Below are 19,124 nucleotides of genomic sequence, written 5' to 3'. Positions count from 1 at the left end.
TATGTTGCCGCGATCCGCGCCGCGCAGCTGGGTCTGAAGACCGCAATCGTCGAGCGTGAAAATCTGGGCGGCATCTGCCTCAACTGGGGCTGTATCCCGACCAAGGCGCTGCTGCGTTCGGCGGAAATCTTCCACTATATGAGCCACGCCGGCGACTATGGTCTGGCCGCTGAGAAGATCAGCGCCGACATCGCCGCCGTGGTGAAGCGTTCGCGCGGCGTCGCCAAGCAGCTCAATCAGGGGGTCACGCACCTGATGAAGAAGAACAAGATCACCGTCCATATGGGCGATGGCAAGCTGGTCGCGAAAGGCAAGCTGACCGTCACGAAGGACGGCAAGACTGAAGAGCTGACGGCCAAGAACATCATCGTCGCCACCGGCGCACGCGCCCGCGACCTGCCTTTCGCGAAGGCGGACGGCAAGCGGGTATGGACCTATCGCCACGCCATGACCCCGCCGGAAATGCCGAGCAAGCTGCTGGTCATCGGCTCCGGTGCGATCGGCATCGAATTTGCCAGCTTCTATAATGACATGGGCGCGGACGTGACCGTGGTCGAAATGATGGACCGCATTGTCCCGGTCGAGGACAAGGATGTGTCGGCCTTCCTCGAAAAGGCGCTCAAGAAGCAGGGCATGACCATCATGACCGGCGCTGGCGTCGACAAGCTGGAAGTCGGCGCGAACGGCGTGAAGGCCGCGATCAAGGACAAGGACGGCAAGGTCGCGCAGAACGAATATAGCCATGTCATCGTCGCGATCGGCATCGTCCCCAACACCGAAAATATCGGCCTTGAGGAACTGGGCATCAAGACGGAGCGTGGCCACATCGTCACCGACCCGATGTGCAAGACCAGCGTCGATGGCATCTGGGCGATCGGCGACGTGACCGCGCCGCCATGGCTGGCGCACAAGGCAAGCCACGAAGGCGTGATCGCTGCCGAAGCAATTGCGGGCAAGCATCCTCATGCGATGGACCCGCGCAACATTCCGGGCTGCACCTATTGCCACCCGCAGATCGCGAGCGTAGGCCTGACCGAAGCCAAGGCGAAGGAAGCCGGTTACGAGGTGAAGGTCGGCATGTTCCCCTTCATCGGCAACGGCAAAGCGATCGCGCTGGGCGAGGCGGAAGGCTTCACCAAGACGGTGTTCGACGCCAAGACCGGCGAACTGCTGGGCGCGCACATGGTCGGCGCGGAAGTCACGGAAATGATCCAGGGCTATACCATCGGCAAGACGCTGGAAACGACCGAAGCGGAACTGATGCACACCGTCTTCCCGCATCCGACCATTTCGGAATCGATGCATGAAAGCGTGCTCGCCGCCTATGGCCGTGCGCTCCATATCTGATCGGCGCAAAGCTTTGACAAAAGGCGCGGGGGCTTTGGTCCTCGCGCTTTTTTGCATATTGGTGATCGCCCTGATGCAACGGGCGGGGTGGCTGGACGGGCTGAACATCGGCCTGATGCGCCGGGCGGGCGAAGCACGCGATACCGTCATCGGTCAGCATCTGACCCCGGTCATGCGGATCGCATCGGCTCTTGGTGGTACTGCGGGCCGGCTCATCCTGCTGGCCATGTCGCTCGCCGCGCTGCTCCGGGCCGGGCGGCGGCATTGCGCCGCGTGGCTGGCGGCCATGATGGCGGGCGGCACGCTGCTCAACCTTGCGCTCAAGCAGATATTCGCCGCGCCGCGTCCGGACCTGCTGCCGCATCTAGACATCGTCCACACCTACAGCTTCCCCAGCGGCCATGCGGCGGGCAACATGATGTTCTTTGGCGCGCTGGCGATGCTGGTTGCCCGGCGCAGCGCATATCTGGCGGCTGCGGCGATGATCGCGCTGATCGGCGTCAGCCGCGTCTGGCTCGGCGTGCACTGGCCCAGCGACGTCACGGCCGGTTTTGTTGAGGGGCTGGGCTGGCTCGCCTTCTGCCGTATCTGGCTACCAGCGGGGCGAAGGTAGTAGTAGCGCCCGCCCGATGCTGCCATGCGGGGGCATCCCGTCGCTGGTAATGAAACCATGGACCCAGAAACTGTCATAGACGGTCGCAGCGGCGATGAACCCCAGCAGGATCGCGGCGCAGGCGAATATCCGCCGCGTCCCGCGCATCCCACCCGCCGGGGACAGCGCGATCAGCACCACAGGCACCAGCGGCAGGAAATAACGCCCCTGCGTCCCCTGAATATAGTTGGCGCCCAACGGCGTCCCGGTCAGATACATCGCCGTTTCGATCAAAAGCGCCACGCCCGCTGCAATGGCCAGCCACCAGAGCCGCTGCGCCATGCCAAAGCGCGCGCCATTGCCGCTCGCCACGCCAGCCGCCAGCATCAGCATCGCCAGCGGATAGGCGATCAGCGGCAGCAATATCGCGTTCCATCCGAAACGCCCGACAATCTGTAAGGCATAGACCGGCGCGCGTTCGGTCACGCTGCTCACCAATATGCGCAAATAGCGGACCGGGTCGTGCAGGATGACGGCCAGTTGCTCGCTCAGCGGTGCGGTCATGACCGACAGGCCGGTATCGCGCGCGCGAATGGAATAGAGCGCCTGACTGCCGCCCGACAGATGCATCCACCCGACAAAGGCGATGGCGCCCAATGCCGTCGCACCCATGATCCAGCCGGGGCGCAGGTCGCGCCGATATTGCTGCCAGCGCAAACCAGCAGCCATCAGCGGCAGATAGACGCCCTTGCACAGCGCCAGCAGCGGCGCGACCATCAGCAGGGCAGCCGATCGCGCCGGGGTGGCCGTCATGAACCCGGTCCTCAGCGCCAACGCCAGACCCAGAAAGCCCAGACCGTTGATGACGGCATCGGGAGAAAGCGACCCTGTCTGATAGGCGAAGGTCGGCAGCAACGCGGTCGCCATCATCGCATGACGGCCAAAGGGCAACAGCCGCAGCGCCGCGATCAGCAGCGCCAGCCCCGTCAGCGCATTGACCAGTCGCCCGACATAGAGACTGTCGATCCATGGCAGTTCGATCATCCGCCCGATGCGAAGCCCCACCGCGCCTGGCGCATACAGGCTGGGCGCGTAGCTGGCGACGTTGGGAAACAGGCCGAAACCCGTTCCAGGGCGGGTGCCATCGGCGGCGGCGCTGGCGGCAATCCCTTCGTGTTCGAACCGACGCAGCGTCGGCGGTATGTCGGTCGGGAAGTCGACCGCATGGATGTGGAGCGCCGCGCGCGGCAATGTCGCCCCGATGGCGTCGCCCTCCTGTTGTGCCAGCACATTGCCCTGCGCCAGCGCCAGCGCCTTCATATAATGCTGATTTTCATCCGGCGCTTGAAAGGGCGGGGTGATGATCGCGAAGAACAACGTGGCGGCGCACACGACTGCCAGCAACAGATTCTCGATCGGAGTCCATGGCGCGGAAAGCTCCATGTCCGCACTATTGCCGCTCTGAAATTTGCTACGCTCGTTTCGCATTGCCCGCCAGATCTGAAGCTCTCATGCAAGAGCATGCTTTATTCCGACGTCGCGTCCGTCCATCGACATGACAATCGGATCATCTTGTCCGTTTGATACCATGTAGATAACGGCCTGACGCGACTGCCCGACCATGATCGTCTGATCGCCGGGCCGCAGTATAGATATGCAGCCTTAATATTTCGCCTGTGTATCTCGAAATTGCCGGAAGGAAGAATTATTCTTCCGTCTCTTCCTGCCGGGCTGGCGGATGCAGGCGCAGGCGCGTGACGCGGCGGCCGTCGCTGGCGACGATTTCCAGCTTCCACCCGCTCTGTTCATGTTCCAATATTTCGCCCGGTTCCGGTACTCGGCCAGCCAGAACGAAGGCGAGGCCGCCCAGTGTGTCGACATCTTCTTCGACGTCGCCCAGCTTTTCGTCGATTTCCTCGGCGACGTCGTCCAATTCGGCGCGGGCATCGGCTTCCCACAGGCCGCCGTCGAGCGGCACCAGCATGGCTTCGGGCGCATCGTCATGCTCGTCCTCGACCTCGCCGACAATTTCCTCGACCAGATCTTCGAATGTCAGCAGTCCTTCGGTGCCCGAATATTCGTCCAGCACGATGGCAAGATGCGTGCGCTTCGCCCGCATTTCGGCGAGCAGGTCCAGCGCCCCCATGCTTTCGGGCACGTATAGCGGCTGACGGATCAGCGGCTCCAACGTCTCCGGCACGGGCGCCTTGCCCGCCAATATGGCGAAGGCGTCGCGAATGTGGATCATTCCCACGATCGTATCGAGATTTTCGCGATAGACCGGAATGCGGCTATGCCCCGCTTCGGCGAACAGTTCGGCCAGATCGGCGAAGCTCGCTTTTTCTTCTATCGCGATGATGTCGGCGCGGGGGACCGCAACGTCATCGACCGTATGTTCGGAAAAATGGAGGAGGTTGCGGACCATCTGGCGCTCGATCGCGGACAGGTCGCCCTTGGCGGGTGGTCCGCCATTCTGGTCCTGTTCGTCCTCATCATATTCGTCGAGCGCTTCTTCCAGTTCCTTGCGGAGACTGGTTTCCTCATTCTCGCCGAACAGAAGCGACTTGATGCCGCTCCATAAGCCGCCTTCGCTGCTACTGTCCGCTTCTTTCGAAGTGGTGCCGTCCTTCGGACTGCCGTCAGCCATGATCCTGTTCAATCCCCTTTTCGGTGCATGGCGACGATGCGCCACGCAAAATTCAAACGCCCTCTCGATCCCCATAGGGATCGGCGAGGCCCATGCTCAGCAGCGCTGCAATCTCCAGCGCTTCCATCGCTTCGGCCTCATTGTCGTCCATATGGTCATATCCAAGCAAATGAAAAGTCCCATGGACGATCAGATGCGTGGCATGATCCGCGACCGATATGCCTTTTTCGGCGGCTTCCGCAGCACAAACTCCTTCGGCCAGCACGATGTCGCCCAACAATACCTCGCCATCGTCGGTATTGGCGGTGACTTCCAGCAGGTCGTCCTGCACCATCGGGAATGACAGGACGTTGGTCGGTTTGTCCTTGTCGCGATAGCTGCGGTTGAGGACATGGACTTCCTCATCCGACGTCAGCTTGACCGCCACTTCGTACAGCGTCTGGTCGCCGATAAAGGAGGCGTATGGGCTGTGCGCGATGGCGGCGGTCACGGCGCGCTGGGACAGAAATTCCCAGTCGGTGCCGGGCCACCCTTCGTCATGCAGGACGGCAACTTCAATCATTCATCTCTCTTTCCGTTCGGTTCGCACCTGTCGATAAGCGGTGCCGGGCAACGCGTCTCGACAGGTTCGATGATGAGCGGGGCGTAAATGTCACGCATCCGGCCCTTCATAGGCCTGGACGATCCGGCCGACCACCGGATGGCGCACCACGTCGCCGATGCCGAACGGCACCATGGCGATGCCTTCGACGCCGTCCAGCCGCGCGACCGCATCGGCCAGCCCCGAAATGCCCGGTTGCGGCAAATCGACCTGTTTGGGGTCACCGCAGATGACCATGCGACTGCCTTCGCCGAAACGGGTCAGGAACATCTTCATCTGGGCGATGGTGGTGTTCTGCGCTTCGTCCAGCACGATGAAGGCGTTGGCGAGCGTGCGCCCGCGCATGAAGGCCAGGGGGGCGATTTCGATTTCGCCGCTCGCTATCCGCCGTTCCACCTGCTCCGCGGGCAGCGTGTCGTGCAGCGCGTCGTAGATCGGCCGCAGATAGGGGTCGACCTTTTCCTTCATGTCGCCGGGCAGGAAGCCCAGCTTTTCGCCCGCTTCCACAGCTGGACGCGACAGGATCAGCCGATCGACGCTGCCGGTGATCAACTGGCTGACCGCCTGCGCCACCGCCAGATAGGTTTTGCCGGTCCCTGCCGGACCCAGCGCAAAGATGATGTCGTTGCGGTTGAGCGCCTCCATATAGGCGACCTGTGTCGCGCTGCGCGGGACGATCGTCTTCTTGCGCGTGCGGATCATCACCTTGGGTGGTTCGGCCACATCGTGACGGATGATGCCGTCCAGCGTGGGTTCGGACGACATGGCGATCACCGCCTCCACCGCGCCCGCATCGATTTCCTGCCCTGCGACGATGCGATTGTAGAGGCCGGTCATCACGTCGCGGGCGCGGGCGGCGGCTTCGGCCTCGCCCTCGATCTGCAACTTGTTGCCGCGCGCGGCGATATAGACGCCCAGTCGATTTTCGATGGCGACCAGATTCTGGTCATATTGGCCGAACAGCGTCGTCAACAGGTGCGGCCGGTCGAACGTCACTTCCAGACGCGCCCGTTCGGCAACATCGGACCGATGGTTCTGATTGGTTTTCTTCGACATTCAGCAGCCTCCCTTGCTCGTCAATTTCTCCGTTCGACCGCTTCGCAGCCGGTGTTGGTGGAGATGGTTTCCCGTAATGACGGGATTGACGAGGCTTTGGTTCAAGCGGCCTTCCTCCTGCTGATTTCGCCGGCCAGGCTGTTCGGGCCGGCGCTGATAATATCGACTTCGACCATGTCGCCGATGTTGAGGTCCGGCGCGGTCACCACCACCGATTGCAGCCAGGGCGACTTGCCGATCAGCTGGCCCGGATAGCGGCCCTTGCGTTCCAGAAGAATGTCGGTGGTGCGGCCCACGGTCGCAATATTGAAATCGGCCTGATGCCGGTTAATCGCCGCCTGCAACCGCGCCAGCCGTTCGTCCATCACCGCCATCGGGATCTGGTGATCCATGTCGGCGGCGGGGGTGCCGGGGCGGGGGCTATATTTGAAGCTATAGCATTGGGCGTAGCGCACCTGTTCCACGATCTTCAGCGTATCTTCGAACTCGGCGTCGGTTTCGCCGGGGAAGCCGACGATGAAGTCGCCTGACAGCGCGATGTCCGGCCGCGCTTCGCGCACCCGTTCGATGATGCGCAGATAGCTGTCGACGCTATGGCTGCGGTTCATGGCCTTGAGAATCCGGTCATTGCCCGATTGCACCGGCAGATGCAGGAAAGGCATCAACTTGTGTTCGTCGCCATGTGCGGCAATCAGGCCGTCGCTCATGTCGTTAGGATGGCTGGTGGTGTAGCGGATGCGTTTCAGGTCCGCGATCTTCGCCAGTTCGCGGGCCAGACCGTCCATGCCCTGCATGCGGCCCTTGCCATCCTCGCCGGTCCAGGCGTTCACATTCTGGCCCAACAGCGTGATTTCGCGCACGCCGCCATCGACCAGCGCCTTGGCTTCGTCGACGATCGCGCTCCAGCTGCGGCTAATTTCCGCGCCGCGGGTATAGGGCACCACGCAATAGGTGCAGAATTTGTCGCACCCTTCCATGATGGTCAGGAAGGCGGTGGGGCGCGCCTGTTTGGTGCGGGCGGGCAGGGCGCCGAATTTCGACGCCAGCGGCATGTCGGTATCCACGGCATCTTCGCCACGCCCTGCCTTGTCGATCAGGTCGGGCAGGCGGTGATAGGCTTGCGGTCCCACCACGATATCGACATTACGCGCGCGGCGCTGGATTTCGCTGCCCTCCGCCTGCGCGACGCAGCCCGCCACCGCGATCATCGGGCGGCTGCCATCTTCGCGCACCATGCGGCCAATGTCGGAATAGACCTTGTCCACCGCCTTTTCGCGAATGTGGCAGGTGTTGAGGATCACCAGATCGGCGTCGGCGCCTTCCGCTGCGGGGGTCATGCCGCGCGTGCCCAGCATCTCGGCCATGCGCTCGCCGTCATAGACGTTCATCTGGCAGCCGAAGGATTTGACGTGGAAAGTCGCTGGAGTCTTGTTGGCGTCGATACGATTCATCGTTCCCGCTATACAGGCGGCAACGCCGAAGCGGAAGGGTTCTGATGCGCGCCGATGCTTTGCGCGATCCGGTCACGGGCCAGCGCGGCGATCACCTTGCGATCGGCGCAACTGGCGGGATCGAAAGGCTCCAGAAATCGCAGGGTTACATATAGTGGCCCTTTGCGACCCATCACCCTTCTGGCGTTGGCGCCTGCGCCCTCGTCGCCATACCAGGCGATGTTGCCGGTCGCGCTGCCATAATCGATATGCACCGGCTGGATCATGACCGAGCGGGGTGGCGGCAACAGCACGGCCAGCAATGACGGCTTGAACGGCAAAAGGCCGCTGCCGTCGCTGGTGGTGCCTTCGGGAAACAGGGCGACGGGCTGATGCCCCATCAATGCGGCGCGCAGCGCATCGATCTGCCCGGACAGGGCGCCACGCCGTTCGCGCGAGACGAACAGCGTATTATTCTGCGCCGCCAGCCGGCCGATGACCGGCCATCCCGCGACGCCATCATGCGAAACGAAGGCGGCACCGGTCGCGCCGCCCAGCGCCAATATGTCGATCCAGCTGACATGATTGGCCAGCAGGAACATGTCGCCGTCGTGCGGGCGACCGTCGATCCTGACTCGCGCGCCGACCGATCGTGCCGCCAGTGCCAGAAACAGGCGTGGCCATGGCGATCGGCGGCGCACGATGCGCCACAATAGATGGGGGATCAGGCAAAGGACCAGGCTTGCGACCAGCGCCGCGATGCGCCGCGCCCGCCGCAGGCCGTCCAAATTATCAGTCCTTGCGGTCGAGGGCGACGCCGTAAAGTTCCATGCGGTGATCGACCAGACGGAAGCCGAGCTTCTCAGCGATCTGCTTCTGCAGCAATTCCAGCTCCGGATCGACAAATTCGATCACATTGCCAGTTTCGACGTCGATCAGATGGTCGTGATGCGATTCCGGTGCCGCTTCATAACGGGCGCGACCATCGCCAAAATCGTGCCGGTCCAGGATGCCGGCTTCTTCGAACAGGCGCACGGTGCGGTACACGGTGGCAATGGAAATGCCCGGATCGATCGCGGCGGAACGGCGATGCAGTTCCTCGACATCGGGATGGTCGGTGGCTTCGCTCAACACCTGTGCGATCACGCGGCGCTGTTCGGTGATCCGCAGCCCTTTTTCGTGACACAGGGCTTCAACATCGATTTTGCGGTTCATGCAGGCTCACTTCAATAATTCGGGCAAATGGTCGGGCGGGAACCTAGCGACTTTTGCCGATACAGGAAAGGGGCGCATCGGCGATGCGCCCCTTATCGATCCGCTTTTGACGAGGCGTATCGCCTTTACTTGGCGCGCGGCGTCCGGCGGCGCTTGGTGCCCAGACCGATTTTCTTCGCAAGGCTGCGGCGCTGTTCGGCATAATTGGGGGCGACCATCGGATAATCGGCGGGCAGGCCCCACTTTGCGCGATAATCTTCCGGCGTCATCTGATAATGGGTCATCAGGTGGCGCTTGAGCATCTTGAGCTTCTTACCGTCTTCCAGACAGATGATGTAATCCGGCTTGATCGACGAACGAACCGAAACGGCAGGCTCAAGCTTGACTTCAGGCGCCGGGGCTGGCTGGCTCAGACCTGCAAGAGCAGCATGAACATTGTGGATCAGCGCAGATACGTCGGACACGGCGACGCTGTTATTCGAAACATGCGCGGCGACGATGTCGGAAGTCAAAGTAATGAGCAGTTCGCTCTGGGCCGATTCGGTTTCCATTTTATCATTTCCTACAAGGCTGTAATGATGTGCGACCCGCCCAAGGATAGGATTTTCAGGAGCGGTACATGGTCGCTAGACCTTGCAGTTGCATTTCGCAATATAAAATTACATCAGGCGAGCATATCGATACGGAAACTCAGCGCATCGTGAAGTTGACCATCATTACCGCGATAGTAACCGGGGCGGCGATGTACATATTCGAAGCCACTCTTCTCGTATAGCTTGACAGCCTTGTTTGTAGAACGAACTTCAAGGTTCATCGAAGTAATGCCACGGCGACGCGCTGTCGTCAGGCTATGACGCAACAGGGTTTCGCCAATGCCGCGTCCGCGCCACAGCGGATCGACGGCGAGCAACAGCAATTCGCATTCATCCAGCACCGAACGTACCAGCGCAAAGCCCAGCGGCGCGGCATCCAGCTGGGCGACCGTCAGCCATGTGCCCGGCATCAGCATGACCCCTGCGAGCTGCGACATGGTCCATGCTTCGCCGAACACTGGGTCGAACGCGCGAACCATCACCTCCATCGCGTCGGCCAGCGCGTTGCGCTCGCCATCTTCGTAAAGGTCGATCTGCATGTTCGGGGTCACGACGCAGCCCGCTCCGCCATGGTTTTGGCATCCGCACCGCGCCCATAAATCGGGCTGGGCGGCAGCGGCGCGACCGTCGCGATCAGCCCATAGTCGGCTGCATCGGGATACAGGCTGACCGCTTGCCCCATGCCGCGCGCGGTGATCAGCGCTTCGGCGCCGGTGCCGTACAGGGTTGCTATGTCGAGCAGTCCCGCCAGTTCCGCAATCGGCGTAGAAGCAATCCCATTGGTCGCAGTCAGGCCATCGGCCGTAAAACACTGCCAGAATAATTCGCCATGGCCGCCGGTAATCGTCACCGCGATGGCGCCGTCGCCATGATTTTTCGCCGCCATGGCCGCGATCAGGGACGGCGCGCTATAGCCATGGATGGGAATATTCCACGCCAGCGCCAAGGCGCGCGCCGCCGCTATGCCGATACGCACGCCGGTGAAGCTGCCCGGCCCGACATCGACTGCAATTGCATCTGCCCGTCCGCCGTCGGGCAGGGCGGCGATAGCGGGCAGCAGGGCCTCGGCATGGCCGCGCCCTACGACTTGATGAAAACGGCCGATCACCTGGCCATCTTCCAATAACGCAACGGACAATGCCTGTGTCGCGGTGTCGATCACCAAAAGACGCAAACGATACTCCCCTCAGGCGTCAGCGCGGCGGCATGGATGCCGTGCGGATTCGCCTAGCGGTTAATCGATACGCCCGCATTTGCCAAATGCCAGCGGGTCAGACCGCGCGGACTTCGGTCACTTCGGGCACATAATGTTTCAGCAATTGCTCGATGCCGTTCTTCAGCGTGGCGCTGGAGGAGGGGCATCCCGAACAGGCGCCCTGCATCTGCAAATAAACGGTGCCTTTGTCGAAACCGCGATAGACGATGTCGCCACCATCATTGGCGACGGCCGGGCGAACGCGGGTTTCGATGAGGTCGCGAATCTGCTCGATGATTTCCGCGTCTTCGGGATCATCGCCAAAGGCGGCGTCGTCTGCCGGAACGCTGATGCCGGTGGCGCTTCCGGGTGCGAACAGCGGCATGTTTGCCGAAAAATGTTCCAGCAGCGTGGCCAGCACGTCGGGCTTCACATCGGACCATTCGGAACCCGGCGCGATCGTCACCGACACGAAATTGCCGCCGAAGAACACGCCGGTCACATCGCCCAGCCCGAACAGGGCGTCGGCCAGCGGCGAAGCCTCGGCTTCTTCCGGCGTGGCGAAATCGCGGGTGCCAGCGCCCATGACTTCACGGCCGGGCAGGAATTTGATGGTCGCCGGATTAGGCGTCAGTTCGGTTTCGATCAGCATGACCCCCATGTGGCGATGGACGCGATCAAGATCAAGCGCTTCGGGAACTTCGGTCGATACCAGTCATTGATCAGTAAAATCCCAATGGAGTGAGGATGATGACCAACGCAGCCGACATCAAAGATCGTTTCTGGGCCGAATTGTCCAGCAGCCCGTTCCTGATGGTGGGGCTAAACGGCCGTCCTGAACATAGCGTCCCCATGACGGCACAGCTTGATCCTGCGGCGAACCATTGTTTCTGGTTTTACACGTCGCGTGACAATCGCCTTGCGTCAGGCGGTCCTGCCATGGCGCAATTTGCGGCCAAGGATCACAATCTTTTTGCCTGTGTCGAAGGTGTTCTGACGCCGGAAACCGACGCGGCGGTCATCGACCGCTACTGGTCGAAGGAAGTGGAGGCCTGGTATCCCGGCGGTCGAAACGATCCCAGCCTGCTGATGCTTCGCTTCGATCTGGGCACGGCTGAAATCTGGCGATCCGACATGTCGCTGAAGGGCGTGTTCAAAATGCTGTTCGGCGGCGATGTCTGCGATGAAATGAAGGGGAAACATGCCGAAGTGGCGCTCTAATCCCTTTCCATCATGAAAGTCCTGCGGCCGCGACTTCCTGTTGCGGCCGCTTGCTTTTTACCTGCATTTGTTCCATATGCGCCGCAGCGCAGCAGACGGCCTTCATGGCTCATCAGCGATTGGCAGCGTGATCGTCCTCACCTCCGAAGGGTGACAGGACCGGCCAATGACAGTCTGCGCTAAGCTTTGAGGCTTCCCTTTTCACGCGGGTCGTTTCGTAACCCGCCTTAGCGCCCTTGCTGCGTTCGCAGCGAAGTCGGCGCATGGCCGACTATGTGAGCAATTCCATGGAATTTACCGACCTCGGACTGTCCGAGCCTATTATCAAGGCCCTGTCCGCCAAGAAATACGCCACTCCCACGCCGATCCAGCAAAAGGCGATCCCTGTCCTGCTGGAGGGCAAGGATCTTTGCGGTATCGCCCAGACCGGCACGGGCAAGACGGCTGCCTTCGCGCTGCCCAGCCTCGATTATTTCGCCCGCAATCCCAAACCGACCCCGATCAAGGGGTGCCGCATGCTGGTCCTGTCGCCGACCCGCGAACTGGCGGCGCAGATCGCACAGAGCTTCCGCGATTATGGCCGCTTCCTGCGCCTGTCGGTCGAAACCGTGTTCGGCGGCGTGCCGATCGGCAAGCAGATCCGCGCCCTGTCCGCAGGTGTCGATATCGTCGTCGCAACGCCGGGCCGTCTGCTCGACCTGATCGATCAGCGCGCCTTCACCATCAAGGACACCGAAATCTTCGTCCTCGACGAAGCGGACCAGATGATGGACATGGGCTTCATCCATCCGTTGAAGCGTGTTGCGAAACTTCTACCCGCCGACCGCCAGAACCTGTTCTTTTCGGCGACCATGCCCAAGGAGATCGAGGCGCTTGCAGGCCAGTTCCTGAACGATCCGGTCAAGGTCAGCGTCGCGCCGCAATCCACCACGGCGGAGCGCGTGCGTCAGCAGGCGACTTTCGTCAATCAGGCGGAAAAGCAGGCGCTGCTGCATATCGTCCTTAAAAATGAGGACATCGACCGCGCGCTCATCTTCACCCGGACCAAGCATGGCGCCGACCGCGTCGTACGTTTCCTGGAAGGCGCGGGCATCGATGCTTTCGCCATTCATGGCAACAAGAGCCAGGGTCAGCGCACCACCGCGCTGCAGGCCTTCCGACAGGGTAAGGTAAAGCTGCTGGTCGCGACGGACATCGCCGCGCGCGGCATCGATGTGTCGGGCGTCAGCCATGTCATCAATTTCGAAATCCCCAACGTGCCAGAACAATATGTGCACCGCATCGGCCGCACGGCGCGCGCGGGCGCGGAAGGCGTGGCGATCAGCTTCGTGGCGGATGACGAGCGGCCTTACCTCAAGGCCATCGAGCGCGCGACCCGCGTGAAGCTGGAGATCGAGCCGCTGCCGGAGAATTTCATGGAAGCGGTCCGTAACCTGCCCAAGCCTGCCGCCCCGCGCAAGGGGCCGAGCCAGACTCCGCAGCAGCAGGCGCGCCGCGCCGAAGGTCAGCGCCGCTATCAGGATGGTCAGAAGGCTCAGCGCGGCGCGCCGGACCGGGCGCACCGCACCGATTCCGAAGGCGGCGAAAAGAAGCCTTTCCGTCGTCGTCGCAAGCCCGGTGGCGTCGGCACACACAAAGGTGCCGTTCAGCGTACCAACGGGCCGCGCTGATAGGAATGAAGGGGCGGTCGACCGGTGCGACCGCCCTTATTCGTCATGGTGGATGCGTTTTTGCGTCCATCACTGCAACAGCCGGGCGATGCGTGACGGATTGAGGCGAAGGCTGTCCTGCTGATGCCGATAGTATATCGGCGTTCCGATCTTTTCACGCTGCATGCGTTTCGCCACCTTCCATTTGTCAGTGGCCATTCAGAAAAATGCCGCTAGGTTCGCCAGCCTATGCGCTTTTCCCCCCGCCGTTCGGCCGCTTCGCTCTCCGTCCTCGCTCTGGTCCTGTCGGGCCAAATCCTGTCGGTATCGCCGCTCGCGGCACAGACCGACGCAGCACCATCCGCCCGGCAAAGCGCCCCCGTGGGGCAGGCGCAGGTGCGCCCATGGCTTTATGAAAACAGCGATGTGCCGGTCGACCCCGCATGGCGTTTCGGCACGCTGCCCAACGGTTTGCGCTATGCGCTCCGCCGCAACGGCGTGCCGCCGGGGCAGGTGTCAATGCGGCTGCGCGTCGATGTCGGTTCGCTGATGGAGCGACCCGATGAACTGGGATATGCCCATTTCATCGAACATTTGTCGATGCGCGGCTCGCGTCACGTGCCCGATGGCGAATCCAAACGTATCTGGCAGCGGCTGGGTGTCAGTTTCGGCAGCGACAGCAACGCCGCGACCACGCCGACCGGCACGACCTATGCGCTCGACCTGCCGCAGGCGACGCCCGCCAGTCTGGGCGAAAGCATGAAGATCATCGCAGGCATGATGACCGATCCCAACATCGTGGACAGCGCGGTCGACGCCGAACGCGCCGTCGTCCTCGCCGAAAAGCGGGAAAGCGACGGGCCACAGATGCGCATGTCCGATGCCAGCCGCCTGCATTTTTTCGCAGGACAGCCGCTGGCCGATCACGCCCCCATCGGTACGGTGGCAACGCTGACAGCCGCCACCGCCGCAAAGGTGGAGGCTTTCCATCAGCGCTGGTATCGTCCTGAAAATACCGTCATCTCGATCGCGGGCGACATCGATCCGGCGGTCGCCGAACAGATGATCAAGGATCATTTCGGCAGCTGGTCTGTGCCGGGGAAGGGTGCTGCGCTGCCGGATTTCGGCGTGCCCGACGCCAAATTGCCCGCAACGCGCGTGGTGGTGGAACCCGGCGTGCCGTTGGGCCTGACGCTGGCGTGGCTGCGGCCCTGGACCCCGCATGCCGACACCATCGTCTATAATCAGGACAAGCTCACCGACATGCTGGCGCTGCAGATCATCAGCCGCCGGCTGGAACAGGCGGCGCGGGCCGGTGGCAGCTTCCTACAGGCCGGGGTCGAGCAACAGGATGTCAGCCGGTCCGTCGACGGCACTTTCATGACGATCATCCCGACGGGCGAGAATTGGGAAAAGGCGCTGAGCGACGTTCGCGCCGTGGTGGAAGACGCGAAGGCCGCGCCGCCCAGCCAGACCGAAATTGACCGCGAATATGCGCAGATGGACACCGCGCTCGCCATCGGCGTCGAAAATGCCGACACCGAAGCGGGCGCGAAGCAGGCGAGCGATCTCGTCAGCGCCGTCGATATTCGTGAAACCACCGTCAGCCCGCAGGCCACAGTCGATATATTCCGCGCCGGCAAGCCCGCGATGACGCCGCAGAAGATTCTGGAATCCACCCGCCGCCTCTTTTCCGCAGGCGTTTTCCGCGCCCTGATGGTCACCGGAAAGGTGCAGCCGCGCCTTGACGCCAAACTGGCTGCCGCTGTCGCCGCTCCGGTCAAGGCGGCGACAAATGCGCGTCTGGCGGACAAGGCGGTGACGATGGATGACCTGCCAAAACTCGGCGCGCCGGGCACCGTTGTTTCGCGGACGCCGGTCGGCTTGCAGGGTATGGAAAGCATCGCCTTTTCCAACGGCGTAAAGCTGACCCTGTTCGCCAATGATGCCGAAACTGAAAAGGTGCGGATTAATGTCCGCTTCGGCCATGGCCAGCAGGCTTTTTCGCCGACCAAGCCGGTCGCGAGCTGGGCCGCCGATTATGCGCTGGTGGCCAGCGGGATCGACACGCTGGGGCAGGGCCAACTGGACGACCTGACCAATGGCCGCCGCATGGGCATGAATTTCTCGACCGATGACGATGCCTTCGAATTGCAGGCCGTTACCCGCCCGGCCGATTACAAGGATCAGCTGCGTCTCTTTGCGACGAAGCTCGCCTTTCCCGGCTGGGATCCGGCACCGATCGCGCGGGTGAAAACCGGGGCGTCGGTGGCCTATGACGCCATGTCGCGGTCGCCCGATTCGGTGCTTGGGCGCGATCTCAACTGGCTGCTGCATGACAAGGATGTTCGTTTCCGCACCCCCTCGAAAACGGAGATCGCTGCTCTTACGCCAAAGGCGTTCCGCGAAACATGGGAACCCATTTTGGCGTCCGGGCCGATCGAAATCCAGATTTTCGGTCAGGTAAAGCCTGAGGACGCCATTCAGGCCGTCGCCGCGACCTTTGGTGCATTGCCGACCCGTCCCGATGTGCCGGTGCCCGCGATCAACCAGGCGATGCGCTTCCCCGCTCATGTCGAAACGCCGGTCGTTCTGCGGCACAAGGGCGACAAGGAACAGGCGGCGGCCGTCATGGCATGGCCGACGGCGGGTGGTTTCGACCTGCAGAAGGAAGGGCGCCAGCTGGAAATCCTGACCCAGATCTTCAACGATCGCCTGTTCGACAAGCTGCGTTCGACCGAAGGCGCGGCCTATTCGCCCAGCGTTCAGAACAACTGGCCATTTTCCTATGACAGTGGCGGCTATATTCTGGTCACCAGTCAGGTTCGGCCCGATCGCATCCCCTATTTCTACGATGTCGTAAAGGCGACGGCGGCGGACCTTGCCAAAACACCGGTGACCGACGACGAACTGCAACGGGCGGTCGCGCCCATGCGCCAGCTACTGATGCGCGCCAGCACGGGCAACGCCTTCTGGATGAACCAGATGGAAGGGGCGACCCATGACGCTCGCTATGTGCAGGCGATGCAGAATATGTCGCAGGATATGCTGTCCGTAACGCCAGCACAGTTGCAGGCGCTGGCCGCCAAATATCTGATGCCGGGCAAAAGCTGGTCGGCCGTGGTCCTGCCCGAAGGACCAGCGGCCCGCTGATCGGCCGACGGCTGAGGAAATGCCGCAGCCTGCCGATCAGGCGGGCTGCGGCATTTCCATCAATTGTTCGTACAGGCGGACATATTCCAGATGCAGGTCACGGATTGCCGGGTCCGTGGACCGCGCGGCCAGTTCGCGATTCCTCTCCAGCCGCGCCTCGAAATAGGCGTGGTCGAAACGATGCATGTCCATTTATTGCCTCCCGCTATTCTCAACCGTTAAATGATCGGATTGAGCACAAGTTGCGGCATTGCAGCATGGATGGGACCATTATACGATGGGTGGAGCGTCGCAAGCGATGGGTCGGATCTGAACCTCCAACCATGGTCAGGTGATCATGAGGAAAGACAAAACTAACTTTATATACATTAATTTAAATCAAGTTTTTCATATTTGAAAAGGCGATGAGTCGGCGCCCGCATTTTAAGGATGCGGACATTTGCACTGCCAATCCTGATGATTGCAAAGCAGATATATCGCACTTGCGAAAAACGCTTATCGCACGCCGCGCAGCGCCGTGACGATCATCTGCGCCGCGCGCTTGCCTGCTATCGTGGCGGACAGGCTGGGGCGCGATATGCTGCGATGACCCAGCCCGAACAGGCAGGCGAGCAGCATATCCTCAGCCGCATCCAGCGCTTCGCCCGACAGGTCCGGATTGGCGGAGCAGGCGAAATAACGAATATAGATGCGGAATCGTTCGCACATGGCGCCGATCGTGTCCGCGACTTCGCTGTTGCGGAAACTTTCGGCCATGATGTCGAACGACAGCGCTTCATCCTTTTCGTCGATCGTCTGGAGCATCAGTTGCTCGAATGTCTGATCGACGGTCAGTTCGCCTGAATCGAGTCGCGCCTGCAACGCGGCCAGCTTTTCACACCATTCGTCGGCGTCGTCATGGACCAGCGCCTCTATGATGTCTTCCTTGCTTTTGAACAGGCGATAGATCTGCCCGACCGACACCTGCGCCGCCGTCGCCAGTTCTGCCATCGCGGTCTGATGAAAGCCACGGCTATTGAACAAGGCGCGCGCGGCCGCCAAAATCCGTGCCTTTCCATTTTTTTCGTGCTGCGCTGCAACCATATCTACCCCGATGGTGTTTTTTTCCTCTTGAAAACCCATTGCCATGATCATACCTGCCGGGCAAGCGGAATGAACGTTCATTCCAAGTGTTCGATCCCTACAAAAAACGGATGTTCAAGCGATGCAAAAGGGGACAATCATCGGGCTGCTGGCGTGCGCGTCGGCTTTGGCGCTCAGCGCCTGTAGCGAAGAGCAGCCGCCCGCGCCGCCGCCGCCCGCCGTTGGCGTGGTGACGCTGAAGACTGAATCGGCTCCGCTGATGAACGAACTGCCCGGTCGAATCGCGGCGGTCGAAACGGCGGAGGTTCGCCCGCAGATCAGCGGCGTCATCCGTCGCCGCCTGTTCCAGGAGGGCGGCTATGTCCGCGCCGGACAGCTGCTCTACGAAATCGATGATGCGCCCTATCGCGCGGCGCTGGCGCAGGCGCAGGGTTCGCTGGCCCGCGCCAATGCAGCGATCCGTTCCACGGGCCTTCAGGCGCAGCGTTACAAGGATCTGGTCGGCATCAACGCCGTCAGCCGTCAGGAATATGACGATGCCGACGCCGCTGCCCAGCAGGCGCGCGCCGATGTTGCGGCACAGCGTGGCGCGGTGCAGGCGGCGCAGGTGAACCAGAATTTCACCCGCATCCGCGCACCCATTTCCGGTCGTATCAGTCGCTCGCTTTTCACGCCGGGTGCGCTGGTGCAGGCGGGGCAGGCGGATGCGCTGACCACGATCCAGCGTACCGACACCGTTTATGTAGATGTGACCCAGTCGGCCGCGCAGATCATCGACCTGAAGCTGGCGATGAAGAGCGGCGGTATCAGCGAAGCCGATGGCGCCCGCATTCAGCTGGTGCTGCCCAACGGCAGCGCCTATCCGATCGAAGGTCGCCTGCAATTTTCCGAAGTCACCGTCGATCCGACATCGGGCGCGGTGACGTTGCGCGCAACCTTCCCCAATCCGGACGGCCTGTTGCTGCCGGGCATGTATGTGCGCGCCAAGCTGGTCGAAGGGCAGCGGACACAGGCTATCCTGGCTCCGCAGCAGGGGATCAGCCGCGATGCGCGTGGCCGCGCGACTGCCATGGTCGTGGGCAAGGATAACAAGGTCGAAATGCGCCAGGTCACCGTGGACCGCGCCATTGGCGACAAGTGGATCGTGACGGACGGGCTGAAGCCCGGCGACAGGCTGATCGTCGAAGGACTGGTGAACCTGCGCCCCGGCACGGTGGTAAAACCCGGCGCCCCGCAACAGGTGACGGCGCGTGAAGGCGGGCCGCAAGGCGGCGGTCAGCAGGCTGGCGGTGGCGCCGCCCCCGCTGGCGCGCAGGCAGCGCCCAAGGGCGAGGCGCACTAA

20 protein-coding genes are annotated in these 19,124 nt (G+C 62.0%); 6 read left to right on the top strand and 14 right to left on the bottom strand.

All coding sequences use genetic code 11. From position 1 onward, the window contains the following. Positions 1–1,347 (top strand): dihydrolipoyl dehydrogenase (gene lpdA / locus ACOJSJ_RS10710; protein ID WP_420144962.1); only part of this gene is annotated, 1,347 nt, incomplete at its 5' end. Next, positions 1,325–1,960, top strand: a complete 636-nt coding sequence (locus tag ACOJSJ_RS10705; RefSeq protein ID WP_420144961.1) for a phosphatase PAP2 family protein — start codon at positions 1,325–1,327, stop codon at positions 1,958–1,960. The genes lpdA and ACOJSJ_RS10705, both read left to right, overlap by 23 nt. Here the strand turns inward: ACOJSJ_RS10705 and ACOJSJ_RS10700 are convergent. From ACOJSJ_RS10700 to ACOJSJ_RS10650, 11 genes are all read right to left on the bottom strand, one after another. After that, positions 1,940–3,382, bottom strand: a complete 1,443-nt coding sequence (locus tag ACOJSJ_RS10700; RefSeq protein ID WP_420144960.1) for a DUF2142 domain-containing protein — start codon at positions 3,380–3,382, stop codon at positions 1,940–1,942. The genes ACOJSJ_RS10705 and ACOJSJ_RS10700 overlap by 21 nt on opposite strands. Before the next feature lie 262 nt (positions 3,383–3,644). Then, entirely contained in the window at positions 3,645–4,586 is a 942-nt protein-coding gene (locus ACOJSJ_RS10695; RefSeq protein WP_420144959.1) for a hemolysin family protein, read from the bottom strand. 52 nt (positions 4,587–4,638) lie between these two features. Continuing rightward, a complete protein-coding gene (ybeY, locus tag ACOJSJ_RS10690) occupies positions 4,639–5,148 on the bottom strand; it encodes an rRNA maturation RNase YbeY (protein ID WP_420144958.1) in 510 nt (169 codons plus the stop codon). 90 nt (positions 5,149–5,238) lie between these two features. Further along, the gene (locus ACOJSJ_RS10685; RefSeq protein ID WP_420144957.1) at positions 5,239–6,243 is read right to left on the bottom strand and encodes a PhoH family protein; all 1,005 of its coding nucleotides are present in this window, start codon (positions 6,241–6,243) and stop codon (positions 5,239–5,241) included. 101 nt (positions 6,244–6,344) lie between these two features. Continuing rightward, entirely contained in the window at positions 6,345–7,694 is a 1,350-nt protein-coding gene (miaB, locus tag ACOJSJ_RS10680; protein WP_420144956.1) for a tRNA (N6-isopentenyl adenosine(37)-C2)-methylthiotransferase MiaB, read from the bottom strand. Positions 7,695–7,702: 8 nt separating this feature from the next. Next, positions 7,703–8,461 carry a lysophospholipid acyltransferase family protein gene (locus ACOJSJ_RS10675; RefSeq protein ID WP_420144955.1) on the bottom strand — a complete coding sequence of 253 codons (759 nt, stop codon included), beginning with the start codon at positions 8,459–8,461 and terminating at the stop codon, positions 7,703–7,705. A gap of 4 nt (positions 8,462–8,465) precedes the next feature. Further along, entirely contained in the window at positions 8,466–8,888 is a 423-nt protein-coding gene (locus ACOJSJ_RS10670) for a Fur family transcriptional regulator (RefSeq protein ID WP_420144954.1), read from the bottom strand. 125 nt (positions 8,889–9,013) lie between these two features. Further along, complete coding sequence (locus ACOJSJ_RS10665; RefSeq protein ID WP_420144953.1) at positions 9,014–9,439, bottom strand: MucR family transcriptional regulator; 426 nt, start codon at positions 9,437–9,439, stop codon at positions 9,014–9,016. A 113-nt stretch (positions 9,440–9,552) separates the two neighbouring features. Further along, positions 9,553–10,020 carry a ribosomal protein S18-alanine N-acetyltransferase gene (gene rimI, locus ACOJSJ_RS10660; RefSeq protein WP_420144971.1) on the bottom strand — a complete coding sequence of 156 codons (468 nt, stop codon included), beginning with the start codon at positions 10,018–10,020 and terminating at the stop codon, positions 9,553–9,555. A gap of 8 nt (positions 10,021–10,028) precedes the next feature. Beyond that, positions 10,029–10,655, bottom strand: a complete 627-nt coding sequence (tsaB, locus tag ACOJSJ_RS10655; protein ID WP_420144952.1) for a tRNA (adenosine(37)-N6)-threonylcarbamoyltransferase complex dimerization subunit type 1 TsaB — start codon at positions 10,653–10,655, stop codon at positions 10,029–10,031. Between the two features lie 97 nt (positions 10,656–10,752). After that, on the bottom strand, positions 10,753–11,328 hold the full coding sequence (locus ACOJSJ_RS10650) for a NifU family protein (RefSeq protein WP_420144951.1): 576 nt from the start codon (positions 11,326–11,328) through the stop codon (positions 10,753–10,755). 98 nt (positions 11,329–11,426) lie between these two features. Here ACOJSJ_RS10650 and ACOJSJ_RS10645 point away from each other — a divergent pair, with 98 nt between their 5' ends. Both ACOJSJ_RS10645 and ACOJSJ_RS10640 read left to right on the top strand, forming a co-directional pair. Further along, the gene (locus ACOJSJ_RS10645; protein WP_420144970.1) at positions 11,427–11,897 is read left to right on the top strand and encodes a pyridoxamine 5'-phosphate oxidase family protein; all 471 of its coding nucleotides are present in this window, start codon (positions 11,427–11,429) and stop codon (positions 11,895–11,897) included. A gap of 287 nt (positions 11,898–12,184) precedes the next feature. Next, a complete protein-coding gene (locus ACOJSJ_RS10640; protein ID WP_420144969.1) occupies positions 12,185–13,567 on the top strand; it encodes a DEAD/DEAH box helicase in 1,383 nt (460 codons plus the stop codon). Between the two features lie 69 nt (positions 13,568–13,636). Here ACOJSJ_RS10640 and ACOJSJ_RS10635 read toward each other — a convergent pair whose 3' ends face one another. Beyond that, positions 13,637–13,765: a hypothetical protein gene (locus ACOJSJ_RS10635; RefSeq protein ID WP_420144950.1), complete on the bottom strand. Its 129-nt coding sequence runs from the start codon at positions 13,763–13,765 to the stop codon at positions 13,637–13,639. A gap of 30 nt (positions 13,766–13,795) precedes the next feature. Here ACOJSJ_RS10635 and ACOJSJ_RS10630 point away from each other — a divergent pair, with 30 nt between their 5' ends. Continuing rightward, positions 13,796–16,699 carry a M16 family metallopeptidase gene (locus ACOJSJ_RS10630; protein ID WP_420144949.1) on the top strand — a complete coding sequence of 968 codons (2,904 nt, stop codon included), beginning with the start codon at positions 13,796–13,798 and terminating at the stop codon, positions 16,697–16,699. 36 nt (positions 16,700–16,735) lie between these two features. Here the strand turns inward: ACOJSJ_RS10630 and ACOJSJ_RS10625 are convergent, their stop codons facing one another. After that, positions 16,736–16,885, bottom strand: coding sequence for a hypothetical protein (locus ACOJSJ_RS10625; RefSeq protein ID WP_420144948.1), 150 nt, complete (start codon positions 16,883–16,885; stop codon positions 16,736–16,738). Between the two features lie 309 nt (positions 16,886–17,194). Further along, entirely contained in the window at positions 17,195–17,782 is a 588-nt protein-coding gene (locus tag ACOJSJ_RS10620; RefSeq protein WP_420144947.1) for a TetR/AcrR family transcriptional regulator, read from the bottom strand. 121 nt (positions 17,783–17,903) lie between these two features. Here ACOJSJ_RS10620 and ACOJSJ_RS10615 point away from each other — a divergent pair, with 121 nt between their 5' ends. Then, positions 17,904–19,124, top strand: a complete 1,221-nt coding sequence (locus ACOJSJ_RS10615; RefSeq protein WP_420144946.1) for an efflux RND transporter periplasmic adaptor subunit — start codon at positions 17,904–17,906, stop codon at positions 19,122–19,124.

The organism is Sphingobium sp., assembly GCF_048594625.1.
Lineage (GTDB): Bacteria > Pseudomonadota > Alphaproteobacteria > Sphingomonadales > Sphingomonadaceae > Sphingobium.
The sequence above is the reverse complement of the archived record's forward strand: the minus strand, read 5'-3'. Positions and strand labels throughout refer to the sequence as shown.